Source organism: Pseudomonas sp. GM50 (assembly GCF_000282375.1).
In the GTDB taxonomy this organism is placed as follows: Bacteria; Pseudomonadota; Gammaproteobacteria; order Pseudomonadales; family Pseudomonadaceae; genus Aquipseudomonas.
Genome location: NZ_AKJK01000017.1, coordinates 1 through 23,819, shown reverse-complemented (window position 1 = coordinate 23,819; position 23,819 = coordinate 1). Strand labels below are relative to the sequence as shown.

The following is a 23,819-nucleotide window of genomic DNA, read 5'->3' as shown; positions in this document are numbered from 1 at the left end:
CAAGCCTCGCTCCTACAGGTAGGTGGTGATCAATACTCGAGGGCGGCAGGCTTGAGGTACATCCCTTCCTGCGTCATCGCAATCCGGAACTTCAACACATCCCCGGCCTTGAGCGTGATGTTCTGCGAACCCGGCGCGAGCATACCTGGATTGCAACCCGGCGCCTGGCCCGGCAGCAGCTTGAGACGCAGGGACACATTGCCCGGCGGCAGGTTGAACGAGGTGCTCTGTTCCTGGAACAGTCGCGCCGATAGCTGATCCTGGATGTACACGCCGATCTCGCAGGAAGTCGAAACCTCCAGGCGCTCGCGGGAAATGATCAGCACGCCGTAATCCTCCCCGGCGGCTTGAACCGAAGGTATCGCGGCAAATAGGCTGAGGAAGCCAAACAGGCTGAGAGCTGACCAGCGCATGGCTGAATCTCCTGATGTCGAGTCATTGATGGACGCAGCTTGGCCGAGCACGACGCCGATTGCCAGCCCGGCAGCTTGCTTCAGAACTTGACCTTGCCATGGTGGCAAGCTCGAGACTGCCTGCAACCCTCATTAAAGGGCTTCATTCAAGGAGTTGTCCCATGCAAGTGTTCAATGTTGAAGGCATGTCTTGCGGTCATTGCGTCAAGGCCATCACTCAGGCGCTGCAAGCCAAGGATCCCGCGGCCAGCGTGCGCATTGATCTGGCGGCAAAAGAAGTCGGCGTTGAAAGCGCGCTGACGGCCGATCAGGTGATCGCCGCGATCAGCGAAGAGGGTTACGGGGTAAAACAGATCTAACATTTTTAATAGTTAGCGACCTAACGGAATGTTCAAGGCGTCCACGCAAGGCTAGACTGTCGGCCTGCCGATTCCTGTCTAACCTGGACGCCTGATGAACCTCCGCACAATCCTGATTCTCGGCGCCTTGAGCGCTTTCGGTCCGCTGGCGATCGATTTCTATCTGCCGGCATTCCCGGCGATGGCGCTCGCTTTCGGCACCGACGAAAAACACGTTCAACTGACCCTGGCGGCCTATTTCCTCGGCCTGTCCATTGGCCAACTGGCGTACGGCCCGGTGGCGGATCGCTTTGGGCGACGGATTCCCTTGCTGACAGGTGTCGGCTTGTTCACCGCCGCTTCGTTGGCCTGTGCTTATGCGCCGACCCTGGAATGGCTGATTGGCGCACGTTTCGTCCAGGCGCTGGGCGGGTGCGCGGGCATGGTGATTGCGCGGGCGGTGGTCAGCGATAAATGCGATGCGGTGGGTTCGGCGAAGGTCTTTTCGCAGTTGATGCTGGTGATGGGCCTGGCGCCGATTCTTGCGCCGATGCTGGGCGGGTTGCTGGTCAACACGACTGGCTGGCAGTCGATCTTTCTGGTGCTGACCGGTTTCAGTGCACTGGCAGGGTTGGCGGTGGCTCTCGGGTTGCCGGAAAGTCTGCCGGCCCATGTGCCGCGCCAACCGTTGTCGGGCGCGCTACGCCAGTATGGTCGGTTGTTGGCGGACCCGGTCTTCCTCGGCCATGCCCTGACCGGTGGTGTCGCCATCGCCGGGATGTTTGCCTACATCGCCGGTTCACCATTCGTCTTCATCAAACTCTATGGCGTGCCGGCCGAGCATTTCGGCTGGCTGTTTGGCATTAACGCGGCGGGTTTCATTCTGGTAGCCCAGGTGAATGCCCGATTGCTGGCAAAGCGCGGTCCGGCCTTTTTACTGGCGCGTACTGTCTGGCTCTATCTGGCGGGCGGTTTGGCCCTGTTGGCGGTCAGCGCGTTGCACACCGAGCAGTTGTGGCCGTTACTGATTCCGCTCTTCCTCTGCATCGCCAGCCTGGGTTGCATAGTGCCTAACGCGTCGGCCTGCGCCATGAACGGGCAGGGCGCGCGCGCGGGCAGTGCCTCGGCGATGCTCGGTTGCCTGCAGTTCAGCGTCGCTGCCGGGGCCGCAGCATTGGTGGGTGTTTTGCACGATGGCAGCGCCATGCCGATGGCCATGGTCATCAGCCTGTGCGGGATTCTGGTGGTGAGCGCGGCGACGCTCACCCGGCGTTTGCAAAATGCCCGGGCGCTGACGCAAGCCCGGGTCTGAGGACGGACTCAGCCAGCAGCGCGATGCTGACGGTCGGGAATCTGATGGGGCGCGTGCAAGCGCGCTTCAAGCGTTTTAGTGAAGGCCAGGGCTTCGGCCTCACTGCGGAACGTCACAGCGTGTTGATCCAGGCGGACCTGCCAGCGGGATGTTGCCACTTCTTTTATCAGGATCTTCATTGCTGAGCTCCTTTCGTAAAAGACGTCTCGTAAAAGACATCACGTGAATGATTGTTCGCAGAGTTTTCGATTGTAGACCCGAATACGATCGCAATTGTGACAACGGTCAATTCTCTGACTGACGGCAACAGGGATCGACGTACATCCCGGATATTTCGGTCGTACCCTGTAGGAGCTGCCGAAGGCTGCGATCTTTTGATCTTGCTTTTAAAACACAAGATCAAAAGATCGCAGCCTCCGGCAGCTCCTACTCTTCAGAACCCTTCAAGCACAATCTTGCCCTTGGACTTGCCGCTCTCCAGCAGCTCATGGGCACGCCGCAGGTTGGCCGCGTTGATGGTTCCGAAGTGCTCGCCGACTGTGGTTTTCAACGTGCCCGCATCGATAAGCCCGGCGACGCGGTTGAGCAGTTTGTGCTGCTCGATCATGTCTGTGGTTTCGAACAGCGAGCGGGTGTACATGAATTCCCAGTGCAGCGACAGGCTCTTGCGCTTGAGCTTGGTCACGTCCAGCGACTTCGGATCGTCGATCAGCGCCAGTTTGCCTTGCGGCGCCAACGCTTCCACCAATTGATCCAGGTGTTGATCGGTCTGGGTCAGGCTGGCGACGTGGGTCACCTGCGCGAACCCGGCACGTTTGAGTTCTTCACTCAGCGGCTGGCTATGATCGATCACCTGATCGGCGCCCAGGTCACGCACCCAGCTCTGGGTTTGTGGCCGGGAAGCGGTGCCAATGACTTTCAGCCCGGTGAGCTGGCTGGCCAATTGCGTGAGGATCGAACCCACGCCGCCAGCGGCACCGACGATCAGCAGGCTCTGGCCCTCATCGGTTTTGCCTTCGCGCACTTGCAAGCGTTCGAACAACAGTTCCCACGCGGTGATGGCGGTCAGCGGCAGGGCGGCGGCTTCGGCGAAACCAAGGGTTTTCGGCATATGGCCGACGATTCGCTCATCCACCACATGCAACTCGCTATTGCCGCCGGCACGGGCAATAGAACCCGCGTAGAACACTTTGTCGCCGGCCTTGAACAGCGTCACTTCGCTGCCGACGGCCTTGACCACCCCGGCCACGTCCCAGCCCAGCACCTTTGCCGCGCCACCTTCAGGCTCAACGTTCTGGCGGACCTTGGTGTCCACCGGGTTGACCGAGATGGCTTTTACCTCCACCAACAGGTCGTGCGGGCCGGCGACCGGTTCTGGCAGTTCGATGTCTTGCAGGGATTTTTCGTCGCTGATGGGCAGGGAGGTGTAGTAGGCAATGGCTTTCATGTGGGCTCCTGGGAGGGAATGATTTCGATGGGACAGATGATTGGTTATTTCCCGGCAAGATAAAACCCGCTAAAAGAGCAGTCTCTTTCAATATTTTTTTGATAATCGGGGCTGAAGATGTTGCGTTTCGATGACTTGCAGTTGTTCGTTCGGGCTGCGGACCTGGGCAGTCTGTCGGCGGCGGCACGGGTGATGGACATGTCGGCGGCGGTGGCCAGTGCGGCGTTGAAGCGCATCGAACAGCAACTCGGCGCGCGCTTGCTCGCCCGTTCCACCCGTAGCCTGCGCCTGACCGCTGAAGGCGAGGGCTTTCTGGAATACGCCCGGGCAGCCTTGAGCAATCTTGATGAGGGCCGCCGCCTGCTGGCCAGCGGGCAGGATCAGGTCAGCGGGATTTTGCAGCTGTCGGCGCCTTCGGATTTCGGTCGCAACCTGCTGTTGCCATGGCTCGATGAGTTTCAGCACGAGCATCCAAAACTCACGGTACGGTTGCTGCTGGGCGACCGCATCGCCGACCTGTTCCGCCAACCGGTGGACATTGCCCTGCGTTATGGCGAGCCGGAAGACTCGAGCCTGGTAGCGTTGCCCATCGCCCCGCAGAACCGTCGTGTGCTCTGTGCGGCGCCGAGTTACCTGGCCCGGCATGGCGAACCCCGGCATCTGGAGCAACTGGCTCAGCACAATTGCCTGTTGTTCATGCTCGGCAGTCGGGTTCACGATCACTGGAGTTTCCACGATGGCAAACGCGAGGTGAGCCTGACGGTCAGTGGCGATCGCTTCAGTGACGACGCCGATGTTGTGCGTCTGTGGGCCATAGCCGGGGCGGGGATTGCGTATAAATCCTGGCTCGACGTAGCGGCCGATGTGCTGGCCGGTCGGTTGAAAGTGCTGATGCCGGAGCTGCTCTGTGAGCGCGCACCGCTGAATTTGTTGTGCGCCCATCGCGCACAATTGAGTAAGCCGGTGAACCTTTTGCGGGAAATGCTTGCCAGCCGATGCGCTCGAATAAGCAGTCAATTTCCAGCGAAATCGGATGTCGATCATTAGTCGCAGGCAAATAGCGAAATTTCTGTCAGGAACTATCACCACCAATGGATCCCCGAGGGCAGGAACCGGCGGTTAACCCGCTTATACTAGCGCTCGCCTCATGTACGCACCGTCGACCTCGCAATGGCGAGTTCAGGTTCGATTCGGTCAAACCCGATGGTCATCACCGGACCTTCGTTGCACCCACGAAGCAATGGCTGGGTGAGTGGGTGGCTTTGCCCGGTTTATGGCGGTTTTCGCGCCTTGGCCGACGACACATTACTGGTCAAGATGTCTCTGAGCAGTAGACGAAACGATTCAACAGGGAGTGAATACATGGAACATGCACCTTGCATCAGCCAGATCGCCACATTGCTGGCTGACCCGAAGCGCAGCGCAATGATGTGGGCCTTGATGGACGGCTCGGCGCGGCAAACCGAAGAGCTGGCGTTGCTGGCCGGCCTGTCGCCGTCTTCGGCCAGTGCGCATTTAGGGCGTTTGTCCGCCGGAGGTCTGTTGAAAGTCGAAACCCGTGGACGCAAACGGTTTTTCCGGCTTGCCGCGCCCGAAGTCGGCGCCGCGATAGAAGCGCTGGCCAGCGCGACCCTCGCCAGCGCGCCTCGGGACATTCCAGAGGTTTTCAAACGCACGAGCCCTATCGCCAAACCTCAGGCGGCGCCTTCGTCATTGCTGCGGGCCAGACTCTGCGACGACCATCTGGGCGGCACCCTGGCCGCCGATCTCTACCAGCGCCTGCTGGATGCGGGCTGGATCGAGCAATTCGATCAGCGAGTCATGATCACTCACAAGGGCGCCACACAATTGGCAACACGCGGTGTGTTCGTCCAGGCGCTGGCTCATCGCAACAGCAGAGTCGCCTGTGCTTGCCCGGACTGGAGCGAAAGACGCCCGCACATGGGTGGTTCATTAGGCGCGGCGTTGTTGCAGCTGTTCATGCAATCGGGCTGGTTGAGCCTGCCCAACGATTCGCGAGCGTTGCAAATTACCGCTGCGGGGCAACGGGAAATCCATCGCTTCGCCAAGGAAACCGAACTGGAAATGGCGCTTTAGAGCCATCGAGGCGCGACGTCCGGGATCTTTGTTTCAGACGTCGTTCAGAGCTGTGGACAGGTCGCATCCAGCAATAACCCCCCGCCACTATCGCGCACACTCGATCCGGGGACTTTCGGATTGGGGGAATGTGGCATGGACACACGAAGCTTCAGTGCGGCAGAACGATTGGAACGGCTGCCCATCAGCGGTTATCACCGCATCATTTTCATCATCATTGCCCTGGCGTTTTTCTTCGACTCCATGGACCTGGCGATGATGACCTTCCTCCTTGGCTCAATCAAAACCGAGTTCGGCCTGAGTACAGCGCAGGCGGGCCTGCTGGCCAGTTCGAGTTTCTTCGGCATGGTCATGGGCGCATCGCTGTCCGGTATGTTGGCCGACCGCTTCGGGCGTAAACCGGTGTTTCAGTGGAGCATTGTGCTGTGGGGCATCGCCAGCTACCTGTGCTCCACGGCGCAGAACGTTGAAACGCTGACGCTGTTCCGAATCCTGCTGGGGATTGGCATGGGCATGGAGTTTCCGATTGCGCAGTCGATGCTGTCGGAGCTGATTCCGGCAAAGCGACGTGGGCGTTACATCGCGTTGATGGATGGTTTTTGGCCGCTCGGCTTCGTCGCGGCCGGAGTGCTGTCGTACTTCCTGTTGCCGCTGATTGGCTGGCGCGACATCTTTCTGGTATTGGCGGTACCGGCGGTGTTCGTCCTGGCGATTCGTTTTTTCATTCCCGAGTCACCGCGCTGGCTGGAGCAGGCCGGGCATCATGACGCGGCGGATAAGGTCTTGCTCGGCATCGAAGAGCGGGTTCGGACTTCACTGGGCCGTGCGGATTTGCCTGAACCGATTCGTCTGCCCCGGGTGGCGAGTCAACCGGGCACTTTCTTCTCTGCGCTAGGGGAGATCTGGTCGCCGCAGTATCGCCAGCGCACGATGATGATCTGGAGTGTGTGGTTCTTCGCCTTGCTGGGTTTCTATGGCCTGACGTCCTGGCTCAGTGCGCTGTTGCAACAATCGGGTTTTGCCGTGACCCAGTCGGTGTATTACACGGTACTGATTTCCCTCGGCGGGATTCCCGGTTTCCTCATGGCTGCCTGGCTGGTGGAGCGTTGGGGGCGTAAACCGGTGTGCATCGTGACATTGCTCGGCGGCGGGGTCATGGCGTTTCTTTATGGCCAGAGTGCGGTGTTCGGCGGCAACGTCAGTCTGTTGATTACTTCGGGGCTGCTGATGCAGTTCTTTCTGTTCGGCATGTGGGCGGTGCTCTACACCTACACCCCTGAGTTGTACCCGACGTCGGCACGCGCCACGGGTTCGGGGTTCGCGTCAGCCATCGGCCGAGTGGGTTCGTTGCTCGGGCCATTGGTGACCGGGCTGGTGTTCCCGATGACCGGGCAGGGCGGGGTGTTTGCGCTGGGGGCGATGTGCTTTGCGATTGCGGCGGGGGTGGTGTGGATGTTCGGGATGGAGACCCGGGGCAAAACGTTGGAAGAGTTGAGTGAGCCGGTGATCGTCCGTTAATCACCGTTATCGTTCTTCGCGGGCAAGCCTCGCTCCTACAGGGGCTGGCGCTGCCTTTGTAGGAGCGAGGCTTGCCCGCGAAGGCGGTCTACGGTTTCACCAACCGCGCATCCAGGCTGTTCTGCGCCAGGCGCTTGGCCTGATCCTGGGTCATGCCCAGATCGGTGTACAGCGCGTGGAAGTTCTCGGTGACATACCCGCCGAAATAGGCCGGGTCATCGGAGTTCACCGTGACCTTCACACCGCGCTCGAGCATGTCGAGGATGTTGTGCTGGGACATGTGATCGAATACGCAGAGTTTGGTGTTCGACAACGGGCACACGGTCAGCGGGATCTGCTCGTCGATGATCCGCTGCATCAAGCGCTCGTCTTCGATGGCGCGCACGCCATGGTCGATGCGCTGGATTTTCAGCAGGTCGAGGGCTTCCCAGATGTACTCGGGCGGGCCTTCTTCACCGGCGTGGGCCACGGTCAGGAAGCCTTCGCTGCGCGCACGATCGAACACCCGCTGGAACTTGCTCGGCGGGTGGCCCATCTCCGAACTGTCCAGGCCCACGGCGACAAACGCATCGCGGAACGGCAGCGCCTGGTCGAGGGTTTTCTGCGCTTCGTCTTCGCTCAAGTGACGCAGGAAACTGAGGATCAAACCGCTGGTGATGCCCAGTTGCTGCTCGCCATCCTTCAGTGCGGCGGCGATGCCGTTGAGCACTACTTCGAACGGGATGCCACGGTCGGTGTGGGTTTGCGGGTCGAAGAACGGTTCGGTGTGAATCACGTTCTGCGCCTTGCAGCGCAACAGGTAGGCCCAGGTCAGGTCGTAGAAATCCTGAGACGTGCGCAACACATCGGCGCCCTGGTAATACAGGTCGAGAAACTCTTGCAGGTTATTGAAGGCGTAAGCCTTGCGCAGCGTTTCAACGTCGCTCCACGGCAGGGCGATCTTGTTGCGTTCGGCCAAGGCGAACAGCAGCTCAGGCTCCAGCGAACCTTCCAGGTGCAAGTGCAATTCTGCCTTGGGCAGAGCGTTCAGCCAGTCGTACATTTTTGAAATCTCATCAGGTGCAATGAGGGCATTCTACAGATGCCCGCAGAAACAATGAGCAAAACCTGACCAGCCGGTTCATTACACGGTTTCCTGTTGCCGTCGATAGGCGTAGGTATCGGCAAAGCGCGACAGCAGGAACTCGGCGCAGGTGGTGGCCGGATACTTTGCCGGATGCTGTTCGTCCTGGCAGCCGGGCAGGCATTCGATGGGCGTGTCGGGGTGCGGTTCGGCAAAGAACGGCATCGAGTAACGATCCACTCCCAACGGGCTGATTACCCGGTGCGGCGTCGACAGGTAACGGTCGTTGCTCCAGCGCGCCATCATGTCGCCGAGGTTGACCACGAACGTGTCTTCAATCGGCGGCGCATCGATCCATTCACCGCGCACGTTACGCACTTGCAGTCCGCCAGCGGCATCCTGATAGAGCAGGGTGATGCAACCGTAATCGGTGTGAGCGCCGGCACCTTGCTGATCTTCGGTGCTGGCGGTGTGGCGCGGCGGGTAATGAATCATTCGCAGCACGCTGACCGGTTCTTTGAAACGGCTGTCGAAGAAATCGCGCTCGATGCCCAGCGCCAGGGTCATGGCTCGCAGCAGGGTTTGAGCGAGCGCCTGCATGTCGACGTAGTGTTGCTCCATCAGCGATTCCCAACCGGGCATCGACGGATGACGGTTGGGACCGCGCAAAGGTTTTTCCGCAATAACCTCGGGATGATCGGCCGGCAGGTGCAGGCCCATGTCGAAGGTTTCCTTCAGGTCGCTGGGTTTGCTCGGGTCAAGTTGCTCGGTGGCGATAGCGCCATAGCCGCGGTGGTGGCGGGTCTGGGTGATGTCGATCTTGAGTTTTTCGGCGGCGGGCAGGGCGAAGAAACGTTGGGCATGGTCGAGCACGGCATCGATACGCGACGGGGCGATCGGGTGGCCCTTGATATAGAAAAAGCCCCATTCACGGCAGGCGCGGTCGATTTGTGCGGCGATCGATTGCCAGGCGTTTTTATCAGCGCTGTAGAGCGGACTGATGTCGATGATTGGGAGTTGGTTCATGCGCAGTCCTTGAAAACGCTGAAGATCCAGTGTGGGAGTGGGCCTGTGGCGAGGGGGCTTGCCCCCGTTGGGCTGCGAAGCAGCCCCAAAATCTCTGATGTACCAAAGATTGTGAGTGCTACGCACTCAAACGGGGGCAAGCCCCCTCGCCACAGACCTGCTCCCACAGGGTTTTGTGTTCGGCCGGAATTACTTCGGTATCTCGGCCTTCATGCCTTCGACGTAGTAGTTCATCGACGCCAGCTGCGCATTGGTTGCCGTCGCGCCCGCCGGGATTTTCTCGACGCCGGCCTGGTCCTTGATCGGCCCGGTGAACGGATGCAACGCACCGCTCTTGATGTCGGCAATGATCTGCTCGGCTTCGGTTTTTACCGCAGGCGGCACCAGGTCGCTGATCGGCAACTCAACCGTACCTTCCTTCAGACCGCCCCAGTAATCCTGGGATTTCCATGTGTGGTCGAGCACGCTTTGAGTCGCCTGAATGTAATGCGGCCCCCAGTCATTGACGATAGACGTCAGCACCGCTTTCGGGCCGAAATGCGCCATGTCCGATGCATAGCCGACGGCATACACGCCACGTCGTTCAGCCGCCTGGATCGGTGCCGGGCTGTCGGTGTGCTGGAACACTACGTCCACGCCCTGGTCGATCAGCGCATTGGCGGCGTCGGCTTCCTTGCCCGGGTCGAACCAGGAATTGACCCACACCACTTTGATCTCGGTGCCCGGGTTGTACTTGTTCAGGGCCAGTTGAATGGCGTTGATGTCGCGGATCACTTCCGGAATCGGGAACGAAGCGACGTAGCCGACTTTCTTGGTCTTGGTCATTTTCGCCGCGAGGAAGCCGCCGACGTAGCGGCCTTCATAAGTGCGCGCCAGGTAAGTGCCGAGGTTCTTGTCCTGCTTGTAGCCGGTGGCATGTTCGAAGGTCACCTTGGGAAATTGCTTGGCGACTTTCAGGGTCGGGTTCATGTAGCCGAAAGACGTGGTGAAGATCAGGTCATATTTGTCCTTGGCCATGTTGCGGATCACCCGCTCGGCATCGGCACCCTCGGCGACGTTTTCCACGTAGTTGGTGGTGATCTGCTCGCCGAATTGTTCTGCCAGCGCCTTGCGTCCCTGTTCATGCTGATACGTCCAGCCGTGGTCACCGATCGGGCCGATATAGACGAAGCCGACTTTCAGCGGGTCGGCGGCACTGGCGGTCAGGCTGGCGCTCAGACCAATGGCTGCGGCGACAGCGCAGAGCAGCTGCTTCAACGGACGTTTATGCATGAACTGGAACTCCATTTTGTTGTGAGGTAGGTCAGGGCAATGCAAATTGCTGACCAACAGGACAACAAATGGATCGGGATCGCGTAACGGCCATCGCGGGCAAGCCCGCTCCCACATGACCTGCGCAAATCCTGTAGGAGCGAGGCTTGCCCGCGAAGAGTCCCTGACGACCACCACAGAACCATCCCGGTGCGCCCTCACCAATCCACGCCATCCACTGGTGCGGGCGCCTCACAAAACTGTGGGAGCGAGCCTGCTCGCGATAGCGGACTAACTTTCAACATCAATGTTGAATGACATGGCCTCATCGCGAGCAGGCTCGCTCCCACAATTGGTCTACGTCGACTTAGACGCCGGCGATCAACTGCCGAGCGGCCTGGCTGTGATCGGCAATCAACCCTTTCAGGTCCAGCCCCTCAACCTGCCCGTCGATCACCCGCCACTTTCCGCCGACCATCACCCGGTCCGCCCGATCCGCGCCGCACAGCAGCAGCGCCGACACCGGATCATGGCTGCCGGAGAAGCGCAGCTCATCCAGTTTGAACAGCGCCAGATCCGCCTGCTTGCCCACCGCCAGTTCACCGATATCGGTGCGCCCGAGCAAACTCGCCGAGCCCTTGGTCGCCCAGCCCAGTACCAATTCTGGAGTAATCTTTTCCGCGCCATAACGCAGCCGCTGGATGTACAACGCCTGACGGGTTTCGAGGATCATGTTCGACGCATCGTTGGACGCCGAACCGTCCACGCCCAGACCCAGCAACGCACCCGCAGCGGTCAGGTCCAGCGTCGGGCAAATGCCGGAAGCCAGGCGCATGTTCGAACTCGGGCAATGGCAAATGCCCGTGCCGGCCGCGCCGAGGCGGGCGATTTCATCGGGGTTGAAATGAATGCCGTGGGCCAGCCACGTGCGCGGGCCGAGCCAGCCGACGCTGTCCAGATAGTCAACGGTGCGCAGGCCGAAACGTTGCAGGCAGAAGTCTTCTTCGTCGAGGGTTTCCGCCAGGTGCGTGTGCAGGCGCACGTCGAGGGTGTTCGCCAGTTCGGCGCTGGCGGACATGATCTCCGGGGTCACCGAGAACGGTGAACACGGTGCCAGGGCGATTTGAATCTGCGCACCATCGCCGCGCTCGTGGTATGCGGCAATCAAACGTTGGCTGTCATCGAGGATCACTTCACCTTCCTGGACGGTCTGCTGCGGTGGCAGGCCGCCGTCTTTTTCGCCAAGGCTCATGGAGCCGCGAGTGAGCATGGCGCGCATGCCCAGTTCGCGAACACTCTCGACCTGTACATCGATCGCATTTTCCAGGCCTTCCGGAAACAGGTAATGGTGATCGGCCGCGGTGGTGCAACCGGACAGCAGCAACTCCGCTAACGCGACTTTGGTGGCGAGGGCGAGTTTTTCAGGGGTGAGACGAGCCCAGACCGGATAGAGGGTTTTCAGCCACGGGAACAACGGCTGATTAACCACCGGCGCCCAGGCACGGGTCAGGGTTTGATAGAAGTGGTGATGGGTGTTGATCAGCCCCGGCAGGATTACATGTTCGCGGGCATCGAAAACGTGGTCACAGGGCACGGACGGTTGCTGGCCGGCGCTGAGCACTTCGACGATCAAACCGTCTTGCAGCACCAGACCGCCACGGGCGTCGAGCGCGTTGGCCGTGAAAATGGCGAGGGGGTTTTTTAGCCAGGTACGGGTCGCAGGCATGGTGGCCGGCTCCTCTGAAAGTTGGGTTCAGGGTTGCCAGCTCAGTGTTGCCCTGTCTGCTGATCCAGGGTCGCCGCGGGGGCGAGGTGCGGAGTTTCGAACAAAAAAGCTTCGCGGGCAAGCCATGCCCGACAAGACGATGCAAAACCCCTGTGGGAGCGGGCTGTGGCGAGGGGGCTTGCCCCCGTTGGGCTGCGAAGCACTCCCCAAATCTCTGATGTACCAAAAATTTTGTGAGTGCTACGCACTCAAACGGGGGCAAGCCCCCTCGCCACAGCTCGCTCCCACAGGGGAATGTGGTGTTTACCAGGGAATAGTCTCGCCCCTGTAGTTCACAAAATGATGCCCGCCCTTGCCGGCATACGCATTCACCTGATCGATCAAGCCGCGTGTGCTGGTTTCAACATCGATGTCTGCCCCTTCACCGCCCATATCAGTCTTCACCCAACCCGGATGCAGCGACAGCACGGTGAGTTTCTGTTCGCCCAGTTGCGTGACGAAGCTGTTGGTCATGGAGTTCAGCGCCGCTTTGCTGGCCTTGTACAGCGCCAGCTCCGGCGCGTCGGGCATGGTCACACTGCCCAGCACCGAACTCATGAACGCCAGCACGCCGCTGTCTTCACGAATCTGCCCGACAAATCGCTGGGCCAGATTGATCGGCGCCACGGCGTTGGTGAAGAACAGCTGACCCACCTCGGCCAACGTCGCGCCACCCGGCGTCTGGACCTCCGGGCCCTTGACCCCGGCATTCACGAACAACAAGTCGAAGACTTCACCCTTGAGTTGTTGGCTGAGGGCTATGACCGCTTGCTGATCGTCCATGTCGAGTTTTTCGATCCGCACCTTGCCCAGCGCTTGCAAGGCTTCGGCGCTCTGCGGGTTGCGCACGGTGGCGGTGACTTGCCAGCCGTCGGCCAACAGGGTTTTCACCAGACCGAGGCCCAAGCCTCGGGAGGCACCGATGATGAGTGCGGTTTTTGCCGTAGACATGAATGGCTTCCTTGATGGATGAGAATCACGGATTTAATGGACAACGCTGGCCGAGCCGATGTTGCAGTTCCTGACGCAAGACATCGAGTTCGGCGATGCGGGTTTCGATCAGGTTCAGTTTGTCTTGCAGCAGTTGGGTAACGGCATTGGCCGGGTCGGGCGCCTGCCACAACGCGGCGACGCTGCTACCGATCTCGCCGAGGGTAAAGCCCAGTCGCTGGGCCGTCTTGATGTAGAGCACCAGTTGCACCATCTCCGCCGGATAGTCGCGATAACCATTGGCGCTGCGTTGCGCGGCGATCAACCCGCGCTGTTCGTAAAAGCGCAATGTGTCGCGGCTGACGGCGCTGGCCTGAGCTAATTCACCGATGCGCATCTTGATGTCTCGAGAGGGCTTGACCCTGGAGCATACTCCAGGCTTTAGCCTTGTTGCTCCCTGAATTTATGGAGCAAGACGGATGTGGACTTCAACGCAATATCGTCAAGTGGTGCGTGGCAGTGCGTGGTACGACCTGATCGTGACCGCTGCTTTTGTGACGCCGTGGAGTTTTGCGGCGTTGCATGGCGTGTTGTTAAGCCTCAGTCAGACTTTCAATCTGCCTGGTGAGCTACCGCCGTTCGAGCCGATGCACATGCTGATGGCGAATCTGTTGGGTTCGATTGTATGCGTGTGGGCGGTGCTGCGGATTCGTGATCCGCAGCAGGTGTTTGGGCGGTATGACGCGGTGGGGCGGTTTCTGTTTTCGGCTTGGCAGCTGTATGCCTTGCTCCACGGCGCCAGCTCATTGCTGGTTGTTTTCTTGGTCTTTGAATTGGCGTGGGGCGTTGTTCAAGTGTTGCCTGTTCGGGCGCCTTCGCTACGGATTTGAGTCGTTCACGTCATCGGCGAACGACACAAAACCTGTAGGAGCGAGGCTTGCCCGCGAAGAGGCCCTAACGGCCAACACCTAATGCCCAGCCTGCCACGGCTGCCCCAACGACACTGGCGCATACAACCGTGTGCGCACGGCATCCCGGGACAGCAGCACCAATACCACAATGGTCGCGACATACGGCAGCATCGCCAGCAGGCTCGACGGAATCGCCAGCCCCAATCCCTGCGCCACCAAATGCAGGATGCTGGCGAGACCGAACAGATACGCCCCGAGTAGCAATCGCCACACCCGCCAACTGGCAAACACCACCAGCGCCAGGGCAATCCAGCCGCGACCGGCGCTCATGTTTTCCGCCCACATCGGCGTGTACGCCAGGGACAGATAGGCCCCGGCCAACCCCGCCATTGCACCGCCAAACAGCACCGCCAGCGTACGCACGCGCAACACCGGCAAGCCCATGGCGCTCGCCGCATCCGGGTTTTCGCCGACCGCCTGAATAATCAACCCGGCGCGACTTTTCAGAACCACCCAGGCCACTAACGTGAACAGCGCGAACGACAGGTACACCAGCATGTCCTGGGCAAACAGCATCCGCCCGATCAGCGGGATTTCACTCAACAACGGAATCGCCACCGGCTCGAAACCCGCCAATGGTTTTCCAACCCACGCTGCGCCGACAAAGGTCGACAGGCCCACGCCGAAGATCGTCAACGCCAACCCGGTCGCCACCTGATTGGCGTTGAACACCAGTGCCACCAAGGCAAACAGCGATGACAACAGCATCCCGGCGAGCATCGCCAGCACCACGCCAAGCCAGAGATTGCCGCTGTTCAGCGCGACGATAAAACCGATCACCGCGCCAAACAGCATCATGCCTTCCTGCCCGAGATTGAGGACGCCACTCTTCTCGCAAATCAGCTCGCCCAGCGCCACCAGCAACAACGGCGTACCGCAACGGACCATGGCGTAGAAAATATTGCTCAGCAGATCGATATCCATCACAAGGCTCCTGCGTGTACAGCGGTGGTTGGTGCACGGCGAGCCCAGCGCAGGTTCAAACGCGGTCGGTAGAGAATCAGCACGTCACTGGCCAGCAGGAAAAACAGCATCATCCCCTGGAACAATTGAGTGATGGCTTGCGGCAGGTTCATGCTCATCTGCGCGCTTTCGCCGCCGATGTACAGCAGCGCCATCAACAGGCTGGAAAACACAATGCCGATGGGGTTCAGCCGCCCGAGAAACGCGACGGTGATCGCCGCATAGCCGTAACCCGGTGAGACCTGCGGCACCAATTGGCCGATTGGCCCGGTGACTTCGCAGACCCCGGCCAACCCTGCCAAACCGCCGCTGATCAACAACGCCAGCCAGATCAGCCGCTTCTCGCGAAAGCCGACGAAACCGGCGGCGCGCTTGTCCAGCCCGAGCACTTTGATCTGGAAGCCGACAAAGCTTTTCTGCAGCAACACCCACACCGCCACCAGCGCGAGCAAGGCGAAATACACACCGGCATGAACCCGGCCGTCCTCCATCAACAGTGGCAGTCGACTGGCATCGCCGAACATTGCCGACTCTGGAAAGTTGAACCCAGCCGGGTCCTTCAGCGGCCCGTGGACGCAGAACAGCAGCAGGTTCAGGGCGATGTAATTGAGCATGATGCTGGTGAGGATTTCATTGGCGTTGAAGCGCGTGCGCAACCATGCCGTCAGCCCGGCCCATGCGGCGCCGGCCAGGGTGCCGACCACCAGGATCAGCACCAGCGCCCAGCGACATTGCATATCGATGATGTTCACTGCCAACGCGCTGCCGGCGAGGGCGCCGAGCAGCAACTGACCTTCGGCGCCGATGTTCCAGATCCGTGCCTGATACACCACCGCCAGGCCCAATGCGCAGAGCAGAATCGGCAATGCTTTGACCAACAATTCAGAGACGCCGTACAAGTCGCTGATCGGTGCAATCAGCAGCGTGTGCAAGGTCAGCAACGGATCGTGACCCAGCGCGATAAACAGCAATGAGCCACAGCCCAGCGTCAACACGGCCGCCAGCAAGGGCGAGCACCACAACATCAGGCGTGATTGCTGGCCACGGGGTTCGAGAGAAAGCAGCATGTGAAACTCCGTTAAAGCGCTACGGGGGCAGGTGATTGAGGGGCATCAAACTGGCCGGCCATCCAGCCGCCGACGTCGATCAGGCGGGTGTCGACGGTAGCCTTCAGGGGCGACAATCGACCTGCGCACAACGCAGCGAGGCGATCGCTGACCTGGAACAGTTCGTCGAGGTCTTCGGAGATCACCAGGATCGCCGCGCCAGCATCGCGCAAGGCAATCAACGCCCGGTGAATGGTCGCGGCCGCGCCGACGTCCACGCCCCAGGTCGGGTGCGCGGCCACCAACAGCTTGGGCTGCTGAAGGATTTCCCGGCCGAGGATGAATTTCTGCAAATTGCCGCCAGACAGGCTGCGAGCCGGGGCCTGGGCATCGGGTGTCTTGACCCCGAAGCGGCGAATGATGTCTTCGGCCAGCGCCTGGACCTTGCCGCGCTGGATCAGCCCGTTGCTGATCAATCCCTGTTGAAAAGCGGTCAGCAGGGCGTTATCTGCCAGGCTCAGTTCCGGCACCGCGCCATGGCCCAGACGCTCGGCGGGAACGAATGCCAGGCCAAGTTTACGTCGTGCATCCGGCCGCAAATGGGCCACCGGTTGCCCGCCGAAACTGATCGTCGCGCTGTCAACGCGGGGCAACCGTTCTTCGCCACTGAGCAACGCCAGCAACTCATCCTGACCATTGCCGGCCACCCCGGCGACCCCCACGATTTCGCCGCTGCGCACGTTGAAATCAATATTCTTCAGAGAGCAGCCGAACGGGTCCGGGTTGTGCCAGGACAATCCACTCACGGTCAAAAACGCAGCAGCCCCCATGACCTTTGGATAGTCGGTGATCAGCTCGGCGGCTTCACCGACCATCAACTGCGCCAGTTGCCGATCCGAGCACTCGGCCGGCACGCAATGCCCGGCCACCCGACCGCCACGCAACACCGTGGCGCTGTGGCACAACGCGCGCACTTCACCGAGCTTGTGACTGATAAACAGAATGCTGCAGCCCTCGGCCGCCAGCCGGCGCAAAGTGACGAACAACTCATCGGCCTCTTGCGGAGTCAGTACAGATGTCGGCTCATCGAGAATCAACAGGCGGATGTCCTGCATCAGGCAGCGAATGATTTCCACCCGTTGACGCTCGCCGATGGACAGGCTGTGGACAAGTCGCTCCGGTTCCAGGGCCATGCCGTAGCGTTGGGACACTTCACGAATTTTTGGTTCAAGCTGCTTCGGTGTTCCGGCCGTGGCGCCCATTGCCAGCGCGATGTTCTGCGCCACGCTGAGGGTTTCGAACAGCGAGAAATGCTGGAACACCATGCCAATCCCGAGGCCGCGCGCCTGGGCCGGATTGCGCATGGTCACACGCTGGCCCTGCCAGATCATTTCCCCTGAGTCTGCGTGGGTGACGCCGTAGATGATCTTCATCAGAGTACTTTTGCCCGCACCGTTTTCGCCGAGCAGGGCGTGGATTTCACCGGGCGCAATGCTCAAGTCGATGGCATCGTTGGCCAGGCAACCGGGGTAACGTTTGCTGATTCTGCGCAATTGCAGGCGAGGTATTTGATCGGGGATCGGCACGGGGTTGAACATGACAGGCTCAGGTCGACAGAAGTTATGCTTGGGGATAAAGCAATTTCCTGGCCATTGAGTCAGGAAATGGGCGCAGCCTCGCTGGCATGGGCGTTGTGGAGGATGCCCCGTCATATTCCAATTCCGAATCAGGCACCACTTGAGGGCACGTTCTTTGATCAGGCTCTGGTTTTGCGCGCTGTGAATTGATCAAAAAACGAGCAATACCCTGCAAGCTATGTCGGACATGGGGCTGCGCCAGCCATGAACGGGTTATCCACAGGTTGTTCCACAGTATTTGTGCGCAAGCCGAGCGGAGGGGCATAAGCACTGGGGGGCTTTCTTCTAATGGCGATAAACCGCTCTAACTGATTGTTTTTACGTGGAATAAATGTTGCTGTTGGGAATTTGGATGAAAAATGAGCAAAGCCCGCAAAGCCGCATGACAGAAGGGTTACAGGGGAATGTGCTCAGGTTATCCACAGCCGGGTGCACAGCAGATGTGGGCAAGTATCGAGAATAAAGAAAACCGGGGCGCCCCAAAAGATCGCAGCGCCCACAGGCGCGTAGGAGCTGCCGAAGGCTGCGATCTTTTGATCTTTTATCGCTGCAACAAAATGCGCCCGCGACTCAAATCCGCCAGCTGCATCTGCAAGGTATCTATTTGCCCCTCGCCGATCGCCAATTGCAGTTCCACACCGTTGGCCGTGAAGGTTTCTTCCACGACCAAACCACCCAGTTCTGCTACCCGAAGCTTCACCAGTGCCAACTCGCCAAATGCACAGGCACAACTGACCGGCACCCGACTGATCAGCTCGACCTTCGGCGCCCCTTGCAGGCATTTGTTGGCACCGCCGCCATAGGCCCGGGCAAGGCCACCGGTGCCCAGTTGAATGCCGCCATACCAACGGATCACCAACACCGCGACCTGATCGCAATCTTGCGCTTCGATCGCCGCCAGAATCGGCCGGCCAGCGGTGCCGCCGGGTTCGCCATCATCGTTGCTGCGATATTGATCGCCGAGTTTCCAGGCCCAGCAATTGTGCGAGGCGTTCAAATCACTGTGCTGCTCGATGAACGCTTGAGCATCAGTTGCACTAGTGATTGGCCCGGCGAGGGTGATGAAGCGGCTTTTGCGAATCTCTTCGCGGTATTCGCAAAAGCCGCTGAGGGTAAAAGGCATAGGTGTCTTAGATAGCAGGCGTCAGGCCGCAGCCTTTGAGAATGATGCGGATCAGGTTGTTGCCAGCGTCTTCCATGTCTTGCTTGGTCAACTTGGTGCGCCCGGTGACACGGCAGATCTGCGTGGCAAAGTCGGCGTAATGCTGGGTGCTGCCCCATAGCAGGAAGATCAGGTGCACCGGGTCGATCGGGTCCATTTTTCCAGCGTCGATCCATGCCTGAAACACTGCGGCCCGGCCCTGAAACCAGATGCGATAGTCCAGATTGAAATGCTCGCTCAGGCATTCGCCGCCGCTGATGACCTCCATGGCGAAGACCCGCGAAGCTTGTGGCTGGCGCCGGGAGAATTCCATTTTTGCGCGAATGTATCGCGTCAATGCTTCTGCCGGATCATCCTCGACGGTCAGGGTATTGAAAGTACTGTCCCAGAGTTCAAGGATGTTGCTCAGCACCGCCACATACAAACCGAGTTTGTTGGTGAAGTAGTAATGCAGGTTCGCTTTGGGCAACCCGGCCTTCTGCGCGATGGTGTTCATGCTGGTGCCTTTGAACCCGTGACGGGCGAACTCGTCTTCGGCGGCTTTGATGATGGTCTCTTCGTTCTTCTGACGAATGCGGCTGGCGGGTTTGCCGCCGTGGGCTGGGACTTCAAAGGTCATAGGCACTTCCGAACAGGTAAATGGGTGCAACCAGATGCGTTGATAGCGCACCCGCAGGCCGCAGACAAGTCCTGTTGCGATAAAACCTTGCCCTTGTAGGAGCGAAGCTTGCTCGCGAAGGCGGGGTGTCAGTCACCATTAATGTTGAATGTTAAGCCGCCTTCGCGAGCAAGCTCGGCTCCTACAGTTTTCAGCGCGTTGCAGCCAGACTCTCCAAAAAGCTCTCCAGCACCAAATGGGGACGACGCCCCTTGCGGGTGACCGATGCCAGGCTCAGGTCATAAAAACGTGCCTTGGGTTTCAGCGCACGCAATCGGCCTTGTTGTACCCAGAGGCTGGCGTAGTGGTCCGGCAGATAACCGATGTAGCGCCCGGTCAGAATCAGAAATGCCATGCCTTCGCGATCCGATGCACTGGCGGTGCAGTTGAGCGCCTGATAGTGGGCCTGGATCTCGGCGGGCAAACGGAAGGTCGGGGCAATGGCGTCCTGGCTGTTGAGACGCTCATCGTCCAGTTGTTTGTCGTCGACATAAAATAACGGATGCCCGACTGCGCAATACAGCAGCGAACGTTCGCTGTAGAGCGGCTGATATTCCAGCCCCGACAGCGCACTGGCCTGCGGCACCACGCCGACATGCAAGCGCCCGTCGAGCACGCCTTGTTCGACTTCATTGGGCGCGATCATGCGGATCTGGATTTGCACGTCCGGACCACGCTCCTTCAATTGTGCCAGGGCATGGGTGATGCGCATGTGGGGCAGGGTGACCAGGTTGTCGGTCAGGCCAATGGTTAATTCGCCGCGCAAGTGTTGATGGAGGCCGTTGACCTCGGTGCGGAAACTTTCCAGCGCACTTAATAGCTGCAGCGCAGATTGGTAGACCTCGCGGCCTTCTTCGGTCAGGGAAAAACCGGCGCGACCGCGTTGGCACAGACGCAGGCCGAGGCGTTGCTCCAGATCGCTCATCTGCTGGCTGATGGCCGAGCGACCGATCCCCAGCACCGATTCTGCCGCGGAGAAGCCACCGCATTCCACGACGCTGCGAAAAATCCGCAACAGGCGGATATCAAAGTCACTGACTTGCGCCAGCGGATCGGGACGACGGCTGCTCATGCTTTGTTTACTCAAAGTTTAGTAGCGGGCTGACTGAAGGTTAGAAAAGTTGGATTTCACCGACTTTATCTCCGTGGCAATTTAGCTGCAAGAACGCTTTTCATCTCCACGCCGCTTATTGCCCTGCGAGGTTCTGCCCATGAACGTGCCTGAAAACGCCCCGACTTCCCTGGCCAGCCAGCTCAAGCTCGATGCTCACTGGATGCCCTACACCGCGAACCGCAATTTCCAGCGCGACCCGCGACTGATCGTGGCTGCCGAGGGCAGTTGGCTGACAGACGACAAGGGCCGCAAGGTCTACGATTCGCTCTCAGGTCTGTGGACCTGCGGCGCCGGGCACACCCGCAAGGAAATCCAGGAAGCGGTGGCCAAGCAATTGGGCACCCTCGATTACTCGCCGGGCTTCCAGTACGGTCACCCACTGTCGTTCCAGTTGGCCGAGAAAATCACCGACCTGACCCCGGGCAATCTGAATCACGTGTTCTTCACCGACTCGGGTTCCGAGTGTGCAGACACGGCGGTGAAAATGGTGCGTGCTTACTGGCGCCTGAAAGGCCAGGCCACCAAAACCAAAATGATCGGTCGTGCTCGTGGTTATCACGGCGTGAACATCGCCGGCACCAGCCTCGGTGGCGTGAACGGCAACCGCAAACTGTTCGGTCAGGCGATGATGGACGTCGATCATCTGCCTCACACCTTGCTGGCGAGCAATGCCTATTCTCGTGGCATGCCGGAGCAGGGCGGTATCGCCTTGGCCGATGAACTGCTGAAGTTGATCGAGCTGCACGATGCTTCGAACATCGCAGCGGTATTCGTCGAGCCATTGGCCGGTTCCGCTGGCGTGCTGGTTCCGCCGCAGGGTTACCTCAAGCGTCTGCGCGAGATCTGCGATCAGCACAACATCCTGCTGGTGTTCGACGAAGTGATCACCGGTTTCGGCCGTACCGGTTCGATGTTCGGTGCCGACAGCTTTGGTGTGACGCCAGACCTGATGTGCATTGCCAAGCAAGTCACCAACGGCGCGATCCCGATGGGCGCAGTGATTGCCAGCTCCGAGATCTACCAAACCTTCATGAACCAGGCGACGCCTGAGTATGCGGTGGAATTCCCGCACGGCTACACCTATTCCGCCCACCCGGTGGCTTGCGCGGCGGGCCTGGCGGCACTCGATCTGCTGCAAAAGGAAAACCTGGTGCAGAGCGTGGCGGAAGTGGCGCCGCATTTCGAAAATGCATTGCATGGTTTGAAGGGCTCGAAAAACGTCATCGACATTCGTAACTACGGGTTGGCCGGTGCCATTCAGATTGCGCCTCGCGACGGCGATGCCATCGTGCGTCCGTTCGAAGCCGGCATGGCCCTGTGGAAAGCCGGGTTCTACGTGCGCTTCGGCGGCGACACCCTGCAGTTCGGCCCAACCTTCAACAGCAAGCCGCAAGACCTCGATCGCTTGTTCGACGCGGTCGGCGAAGTGCTGAACAAGATCGACTGATTTTTCCCCTCTATATAGAGGCGCCCGGTGATGGGCGCCTGCGGACAACTTTTTCAGGAGCCCTGCATGAGCCTTATCCCGCATTTGATCAATGGCGAACTGGTGACCGAAGACGGTCGTACGGCCGACGTGTTCAACCCGTCCACCGGTCAGGCGATCCACAAACTGCCATTGGCCAGCCGTGAAACCATTCAAAAAGCCATCGACTCGGCCAAGGCTGCGTTCCCGGCCTGGCGTAACACTCCGCCGGCCAAGCGTGCGCAGGTGATGTTCCGCTTCAAGCAACTGCTGGAACAGAACGAAGCCCGCATTGCCCAACTGATCAGTGAAGAGCATGGCAAGACCCTGGAAGATGCGGCCGGTGAATTGAAGCGCGGGATCGAGAACGTCGAGTTCGCCTGCGCTGCACCGGAAATTCTCAAGGGCGAGTACAGCCGTAATGTCGGGCCGAACATTGATGCCTGGTCGGATTTCCAACCATTGGGCGTGGTGGCTGGTATTACCCCGTTCAACTTCCCGGCCATGGTGCCGCTGTGGATGTATCCGCTGGCGATCGTCTGCGGCAACTGCTTTATCCTGAAACCTTCCGAACGCGATCCAAGCTCGACACTGCTGATTGCTCAGCTGCTGTTGGAAGCCGGCCTGCCGAAAGGCGTGCTGAGTGTGGTGCATGGCGACAAGGCTGCGGTGGATGCCTTGATTGAAGCGCCGGAAGTCAAAGCGCTGAGCTTCGTCGGCTCGACACCGATTGCCGAATACATTTACGCCGAAGGCACCAAGCGCGGCAAACGCGTCCAGGCGCTGGGCGGGGCGAAGAACCACGCGGTATTGATGCCGGATGCGGATCTGGATAACGCAGTCAGCGCACTGATGGGCGCGGCGTACGGTTCGTGCGGTGAGCGCTGCATGGCAATCTCGGTAGCCGTGTGTGTTGGTGATCAGGTGGCGGATGCGCTGGTGGCCAAACTTGTACCGCAGGTCAAAGCGCTGAAAATCGGTGCCGGTACGACCTGTGGCCTGGATATGGGGCCGCTGGTTTCCGGTCAGGCTCGCGATAAAGTCAGTGGTTATATAGAAGACGGCGTTTCAGCAGGTGCGACCTTGGTGGTGGATGGTCGTGGTCTGAGCGTAGCCGGTCATGAGGAAGGTTTCTTCCTGGGCGGTTGCCTGTTCGATAACGTCACGCCAGAGATGCGCATCTATAAAGAAGAGATCTTCGGCCCGGTACTGTGCGTCGTTCGGGTCAACAGCCTGGAAGAGGCGATGCAACTGATCAACGATCACGAATATGGCAACGGCACCTGTATCTTCACGCGTGATGGGGAAGCTGCGCGGTTGTTCTGCGATGAGATCGAAGTGGGCATGGTCGGCGTCAACGTGCCTTTGCCGGTGCCGGTGGCTTATCACAGCTTTGGCGGCTGGAAGCGTTCGCTGTTCGGCGATCTGCATGCCTATGGTCCGGATGGCGTACGTTTCTATACTCGTCGCAAAGCTATTACCCAGCGCTGGCCGCAACGGGCGAGCCATGAGGCTTCGCAATTCGCATTCCCTAGTTTGTAAGTAGAAGGGAAGAAGGCCGGCCCCAAGGGGCCGGCCTTCGTGTTTTCGGGGCTTCTTTGTCTTATATGACAGAATTGTGAAATCAGGGGTTGACGGCAGAT

23 protein-coding genes are annotated in these 23,819 nt (G+C 59.7%); 8 read left to right on the top strand and 15 right to left on the bottom strand.

Annotated features, from left to right (window positions below; translation table 11 throughout):
* Window positions 1-29 precede the first annotated feature (29 nt).
* The gene (locus PMI30_RS25330; RefSeq protein WP_008006330.1) at window positions 30-413 is read right to left on the bottom strand and encodes a hypothetical protein; all 384 of its coding nucleotides are present in this window, start codon (window positions 411-413) and stop codon (window positions 30-32) included.
* A 161-nt stretch (window positions 414-574) separates the two neighbouring features.
* Between PMI30_RS25330 and PMI30_RS25335 the strand changes: the two genes are divergently transcribed.
* Together PMI30_RS25335 and PMI30_RS25340 are read left to right on the top strand one after the other, a co-directional pair.
* On the top strand, window positions 575-772 hold the full coding sequence (locus PMI30_RS25335; RefSeq protein ID WP_008006328.1) for a heavy-metal-associated domain-containing protein: 198 nt from the start codon (window positions 575-577) through the stop codon (window positions 770-772).
* A 94-nt stretch (window positions 773-866) separates the two neighbouring features.
* Entirely contained in the window at window positions 867-2,063 is a 1,197-nt protein-coding gene (locus PMI30_RS25340; RefSeq protein WP_008006325.1) for a multidrug effflux MFS transporter, read from the top strand.
* 8 nt (window positions 2,064-2,071) lie between these two features.
* Here the strand turns inward: PMI30_RS25340 and PMI30_RS31485 are convergent, their stop codons facing one another.
* Together PMI30_RS31485 and PMI30_RS25345 are read right to left on the bottom strand one after the other, a co-directional pair.
* Window positions 2,072-2,242 carry a hypothetical protein gene (locus tag PMI30_RS31485; RefSeq protein ID WP_007907130.1) on the bottom strand — a complete coding sequence of 57 codons (171 nt, stop codon included), beginning with the start codon at window positions 2,240-2,242 and terminating at the stop codon, window positions 2,072-2,074.
* Between the two features lie 254 nt (window positions 2,243-2,496).
* Entirely contained in the window at window positions 2,497-3,510 is a 1,014-nt protein-coding gene (locus PMI30_RS25345; protein ID WP_008006322.1) for a zinc-binding alcohol dehydrogenase family protein, read from the bottom strand.
* Between the two features lie 117 nt (window positions 3,511-3,627).
* Between PMI30_RS25345 and PMI30_RS25350 the strand changes: the two genes are divergently transcribed.
* The 3 genes from PMI30_RS25350 (at window position 3,628) to PMI30_RS25360 (ending at window position 7,125) form a co-directional block, all read left to right on the top strand.
* Window positions 3,628-4,557, top strand: a complete 930-nt coding sequence (locus PMI30_RS25350; protein WP_008006321.1) for a LysR family transcriptional regulator — start codon at window positions 3,628-3,630, stop codon at window positions 4,555-4,557.
* 315 nt (window positions 4,558-4,872) lie between these two features.
* The gene (locus tag PMI30_RS25355) at window positions 4,873-5,607 is read left to right on the top strand and encodes an ArsR/SmtB family transcription factor (protein ID WP_008006319.1); all 735 of its coding nucleotides are present in this window, start codon (window positions 4,873-4,875) and stop codon (window positions 5,605-5,607) included.
* 135 nt (window positions 5,608-5,742) lie between these two features.
* Window positions 5,743-7,125: an MFS transporter gene (locus tag PMI30_RS25360; RefSeq protein ID WP_008006317.1), complete on the top strand. Its 1,383-nt coding sequence runs from the start codon at window positions 5,743-5,745 to the stop codon at window positions 7,123-7,125.
* Window positions 7,126-7,213: 88 nt separating this feature from the next.
* On the opposite strand, the gene PMI30_RS25365 is transcribed toward PMI30_RS25360, so the two are convergent.
* From PMI30_RS25365 to PMI30_RS25390, 6 genes are all read right to left on the bottom strand, one after another.
* Window positions 7,214-8,167 carry an adenosine deaminase gene (locus PMI30_RS25365; RefSeq protein ID WP_007907140.1) on the bottom strand — a complete coding sequence of 318 codons (954 nt, stop codon included), beginning with the start codon at window positions 8,165-8,167 and terminating at the stop codon, window positions 7,214-7,216.
* A gap of 81 nt (window positions 8,168-8,248) precedes the next feature.
* On the bottom strand, window positions 8,249-9,214 hold the full coding sequence (locus PMI30_RS25370; protein ID WP_008006314.1) for an isopenicillin N synthase family dioxygenase: 966 nt from the start codon (window positions 9,212-9,214) through the stop codon (window positions 8,249-8,251).
* A gap of 189 nt (window positions 9,215-9,403) precedes the next feature.
* Entirely contained in the window at window positions 9,404-10,486 is a 1,083-nt protein-coding gene (locus PMI30_RS25375; RefSeq protein ID WP_008006312.1) for a BMP family ABC transporter substrate-binding protein, read from the bottom strand.
* Window positions 10,487-10,832: 346 nt separating this feature from the next.
* The gene (locus PMI30_RS25380) at window positions 10,833-12,191 is read right to left on the bottom strand and encodes an 8-oxoguanine deaminase (protein WP_008006310.1); all 1,359 of its coding nucleotides are present in this window, start codon (window positions 12,189-12,191) and stop codon (window positions 10,833-10,835) included.
* Window positions 12,192-12,494: 303 nt separating this feature from the next.
* The gene (locus PMI30_RS25385; protein WP_008006308.1) at window positions 12,495-13,181 is read right to left on the bottom strand and encodes an SDR family oxidoreductase; all 687 of its coding nucleotides are present in this window, start codon (window positions 13,179-13,181) and stop codon (window positions 12,495-12,497) included.
* A 25-nt stretch (window positions 13,182-13,206) separates the two neighbouring features.
* Window positions 13,207-13,557, bottom strand: coding sequence for a MerR family transcriptional regulator (locus PMI30_RS25390; RefSeq protein WP_007906796.1), 351 nt, complete (start codon window positions 13,555-13,557; stop codon window positions 13,207-13,209).
* Between the two features lie 82 nt (window positions 13,558-13,639).
* Here PMI30_RS25390 and PMI30_RS25395 point away from each other — a divergent pair, with 82 nt between their 5' ends.
* The gene (locus PMI30_RS25395; protein ID WP_008006306.1) at window positions 13,640-14,050 is read left to right on the top strand and encodes a hypothetical protein; all 411 of its coding nucleotides are present in this window, start codon (window positions 13,640-13,642) and stop codon (window positions 14,048-14,050) included.
* Between the two features lie 78 nt (window positions 14,051-14,128).
* Here the strand turns inward: PMI30_RS25395 and PMI30_RS25400 are convergent, their stop codons facing one another.
* The 6 genes from PMI30_RS25400 to PMI30_RS25425 form a co-directional block, all read right to left on the bottom strand.
* Complete coding sequence (locus PMI30_RS25400) at window positions 14,129-15,055, bottom strand: ABC transporter permease (RefSeq protein ID WP_008006304.1); 927 nt, start codon at window positions 15,053-15,055, stop codon at window positions 14,129-14,131.
* Window positions 15,055-16,161 carry an ABC transporter permease gene (locus PMI30_RS25405; protein ID WP_008006302.1) on the bottom strand — a complete coding sequence of 369 codons (1,107 nt, stop codon included), beginning with the start codon at window positions 16,159-16,161 and terminating at the stop codon, window positions 15,055-15,057. The genes PMI30_RS25400 and PMI30_RS25405 overlap by 1 nt, the downstream gene beginning before the upstream one ends.
* 11 nt (window positions 16,162-16,172) lie before the next feature.
* Window positions 16,173-17,738 carry an ABC transporter ATP-binding protein gene (locus PMI30_RS25410; protein WP_008006300.1) on the bottom strand — a complete coding sequence of 522 codons (1,566 nt, stop codon included), beginning with the start codon at window positions 17,736-17,738 and terminating at the stop codon, window positions 16,173-16,175.
* 580 nt (window positions 17,739-18,318) lie between these two features.
* Window positions 18,319-18,900, bottom strand: a complete 582-nt coding sequence (locus tag PMI30_RS25415) for an IMPACT family protein (RefSeq protein ID WP_008006298.1) — start codon at window positions 18,898-18,900, stop codon at window positions 18,319-18,321.
* Window positions 18,901-18,907: 7 nt separating this feature from the next.
* Entirely contained in the window at window positions 18,908-19,558 is a 651-nt protein-coding gene (locus tag PMI30_RS25420; protein ID WP_008006297.1) for a TetR/AcrR family transcriptional regulator, read from the bottom strand.
* 190 nt (window positions 19,559-19,748) lie between these two features.
* Window positions 19,749-20,669, bottom strand: coding sequence for a LysR family transcriptional regulator (locus tag PMI30_RS25425; protein WP_008006295.1), 921 nt, complete (start codon window positions 20,667-20,669; stop codon window positions 19,749-19,751).
* A 139-nt stretch (window positions 20,670-20,808) separates the two neighbouring features.
* Between PMI30_RS25425 and PMI30_RS25430 the strand changes: the two genes are divergently transcribed.
* The gene (locus PMI30_RS25430; protein ID WP_008006294.1) at window positions 20,809-22,158 is read left to right on the top strand and encodes an aspartate aminotransferase family protein; all 1,350 of its coding nucleotides are present in this window, start codon (window positions 20,809-20,811) and stop codon (window positions 22,156-22,158) included.
* Window positions 22,159-22,224: 66 nt separating this feature from the next.
* On the top strand, window positions 22,225-23,718 hold the full coding sequence (locus tag PMI30_RS25435) for a CoA-acylating methylmalonate-semialdehyde dehydrogenase (RefSeq protein ID WP_007906810.1): 1,494 nt from the start codon (window positions 22,225-22,227) through the stop codon (window positions 23,716-23,718).
* The last annotated feature ends 101 nt before the right edge of the window (window positions 23,719-23,819 follow it).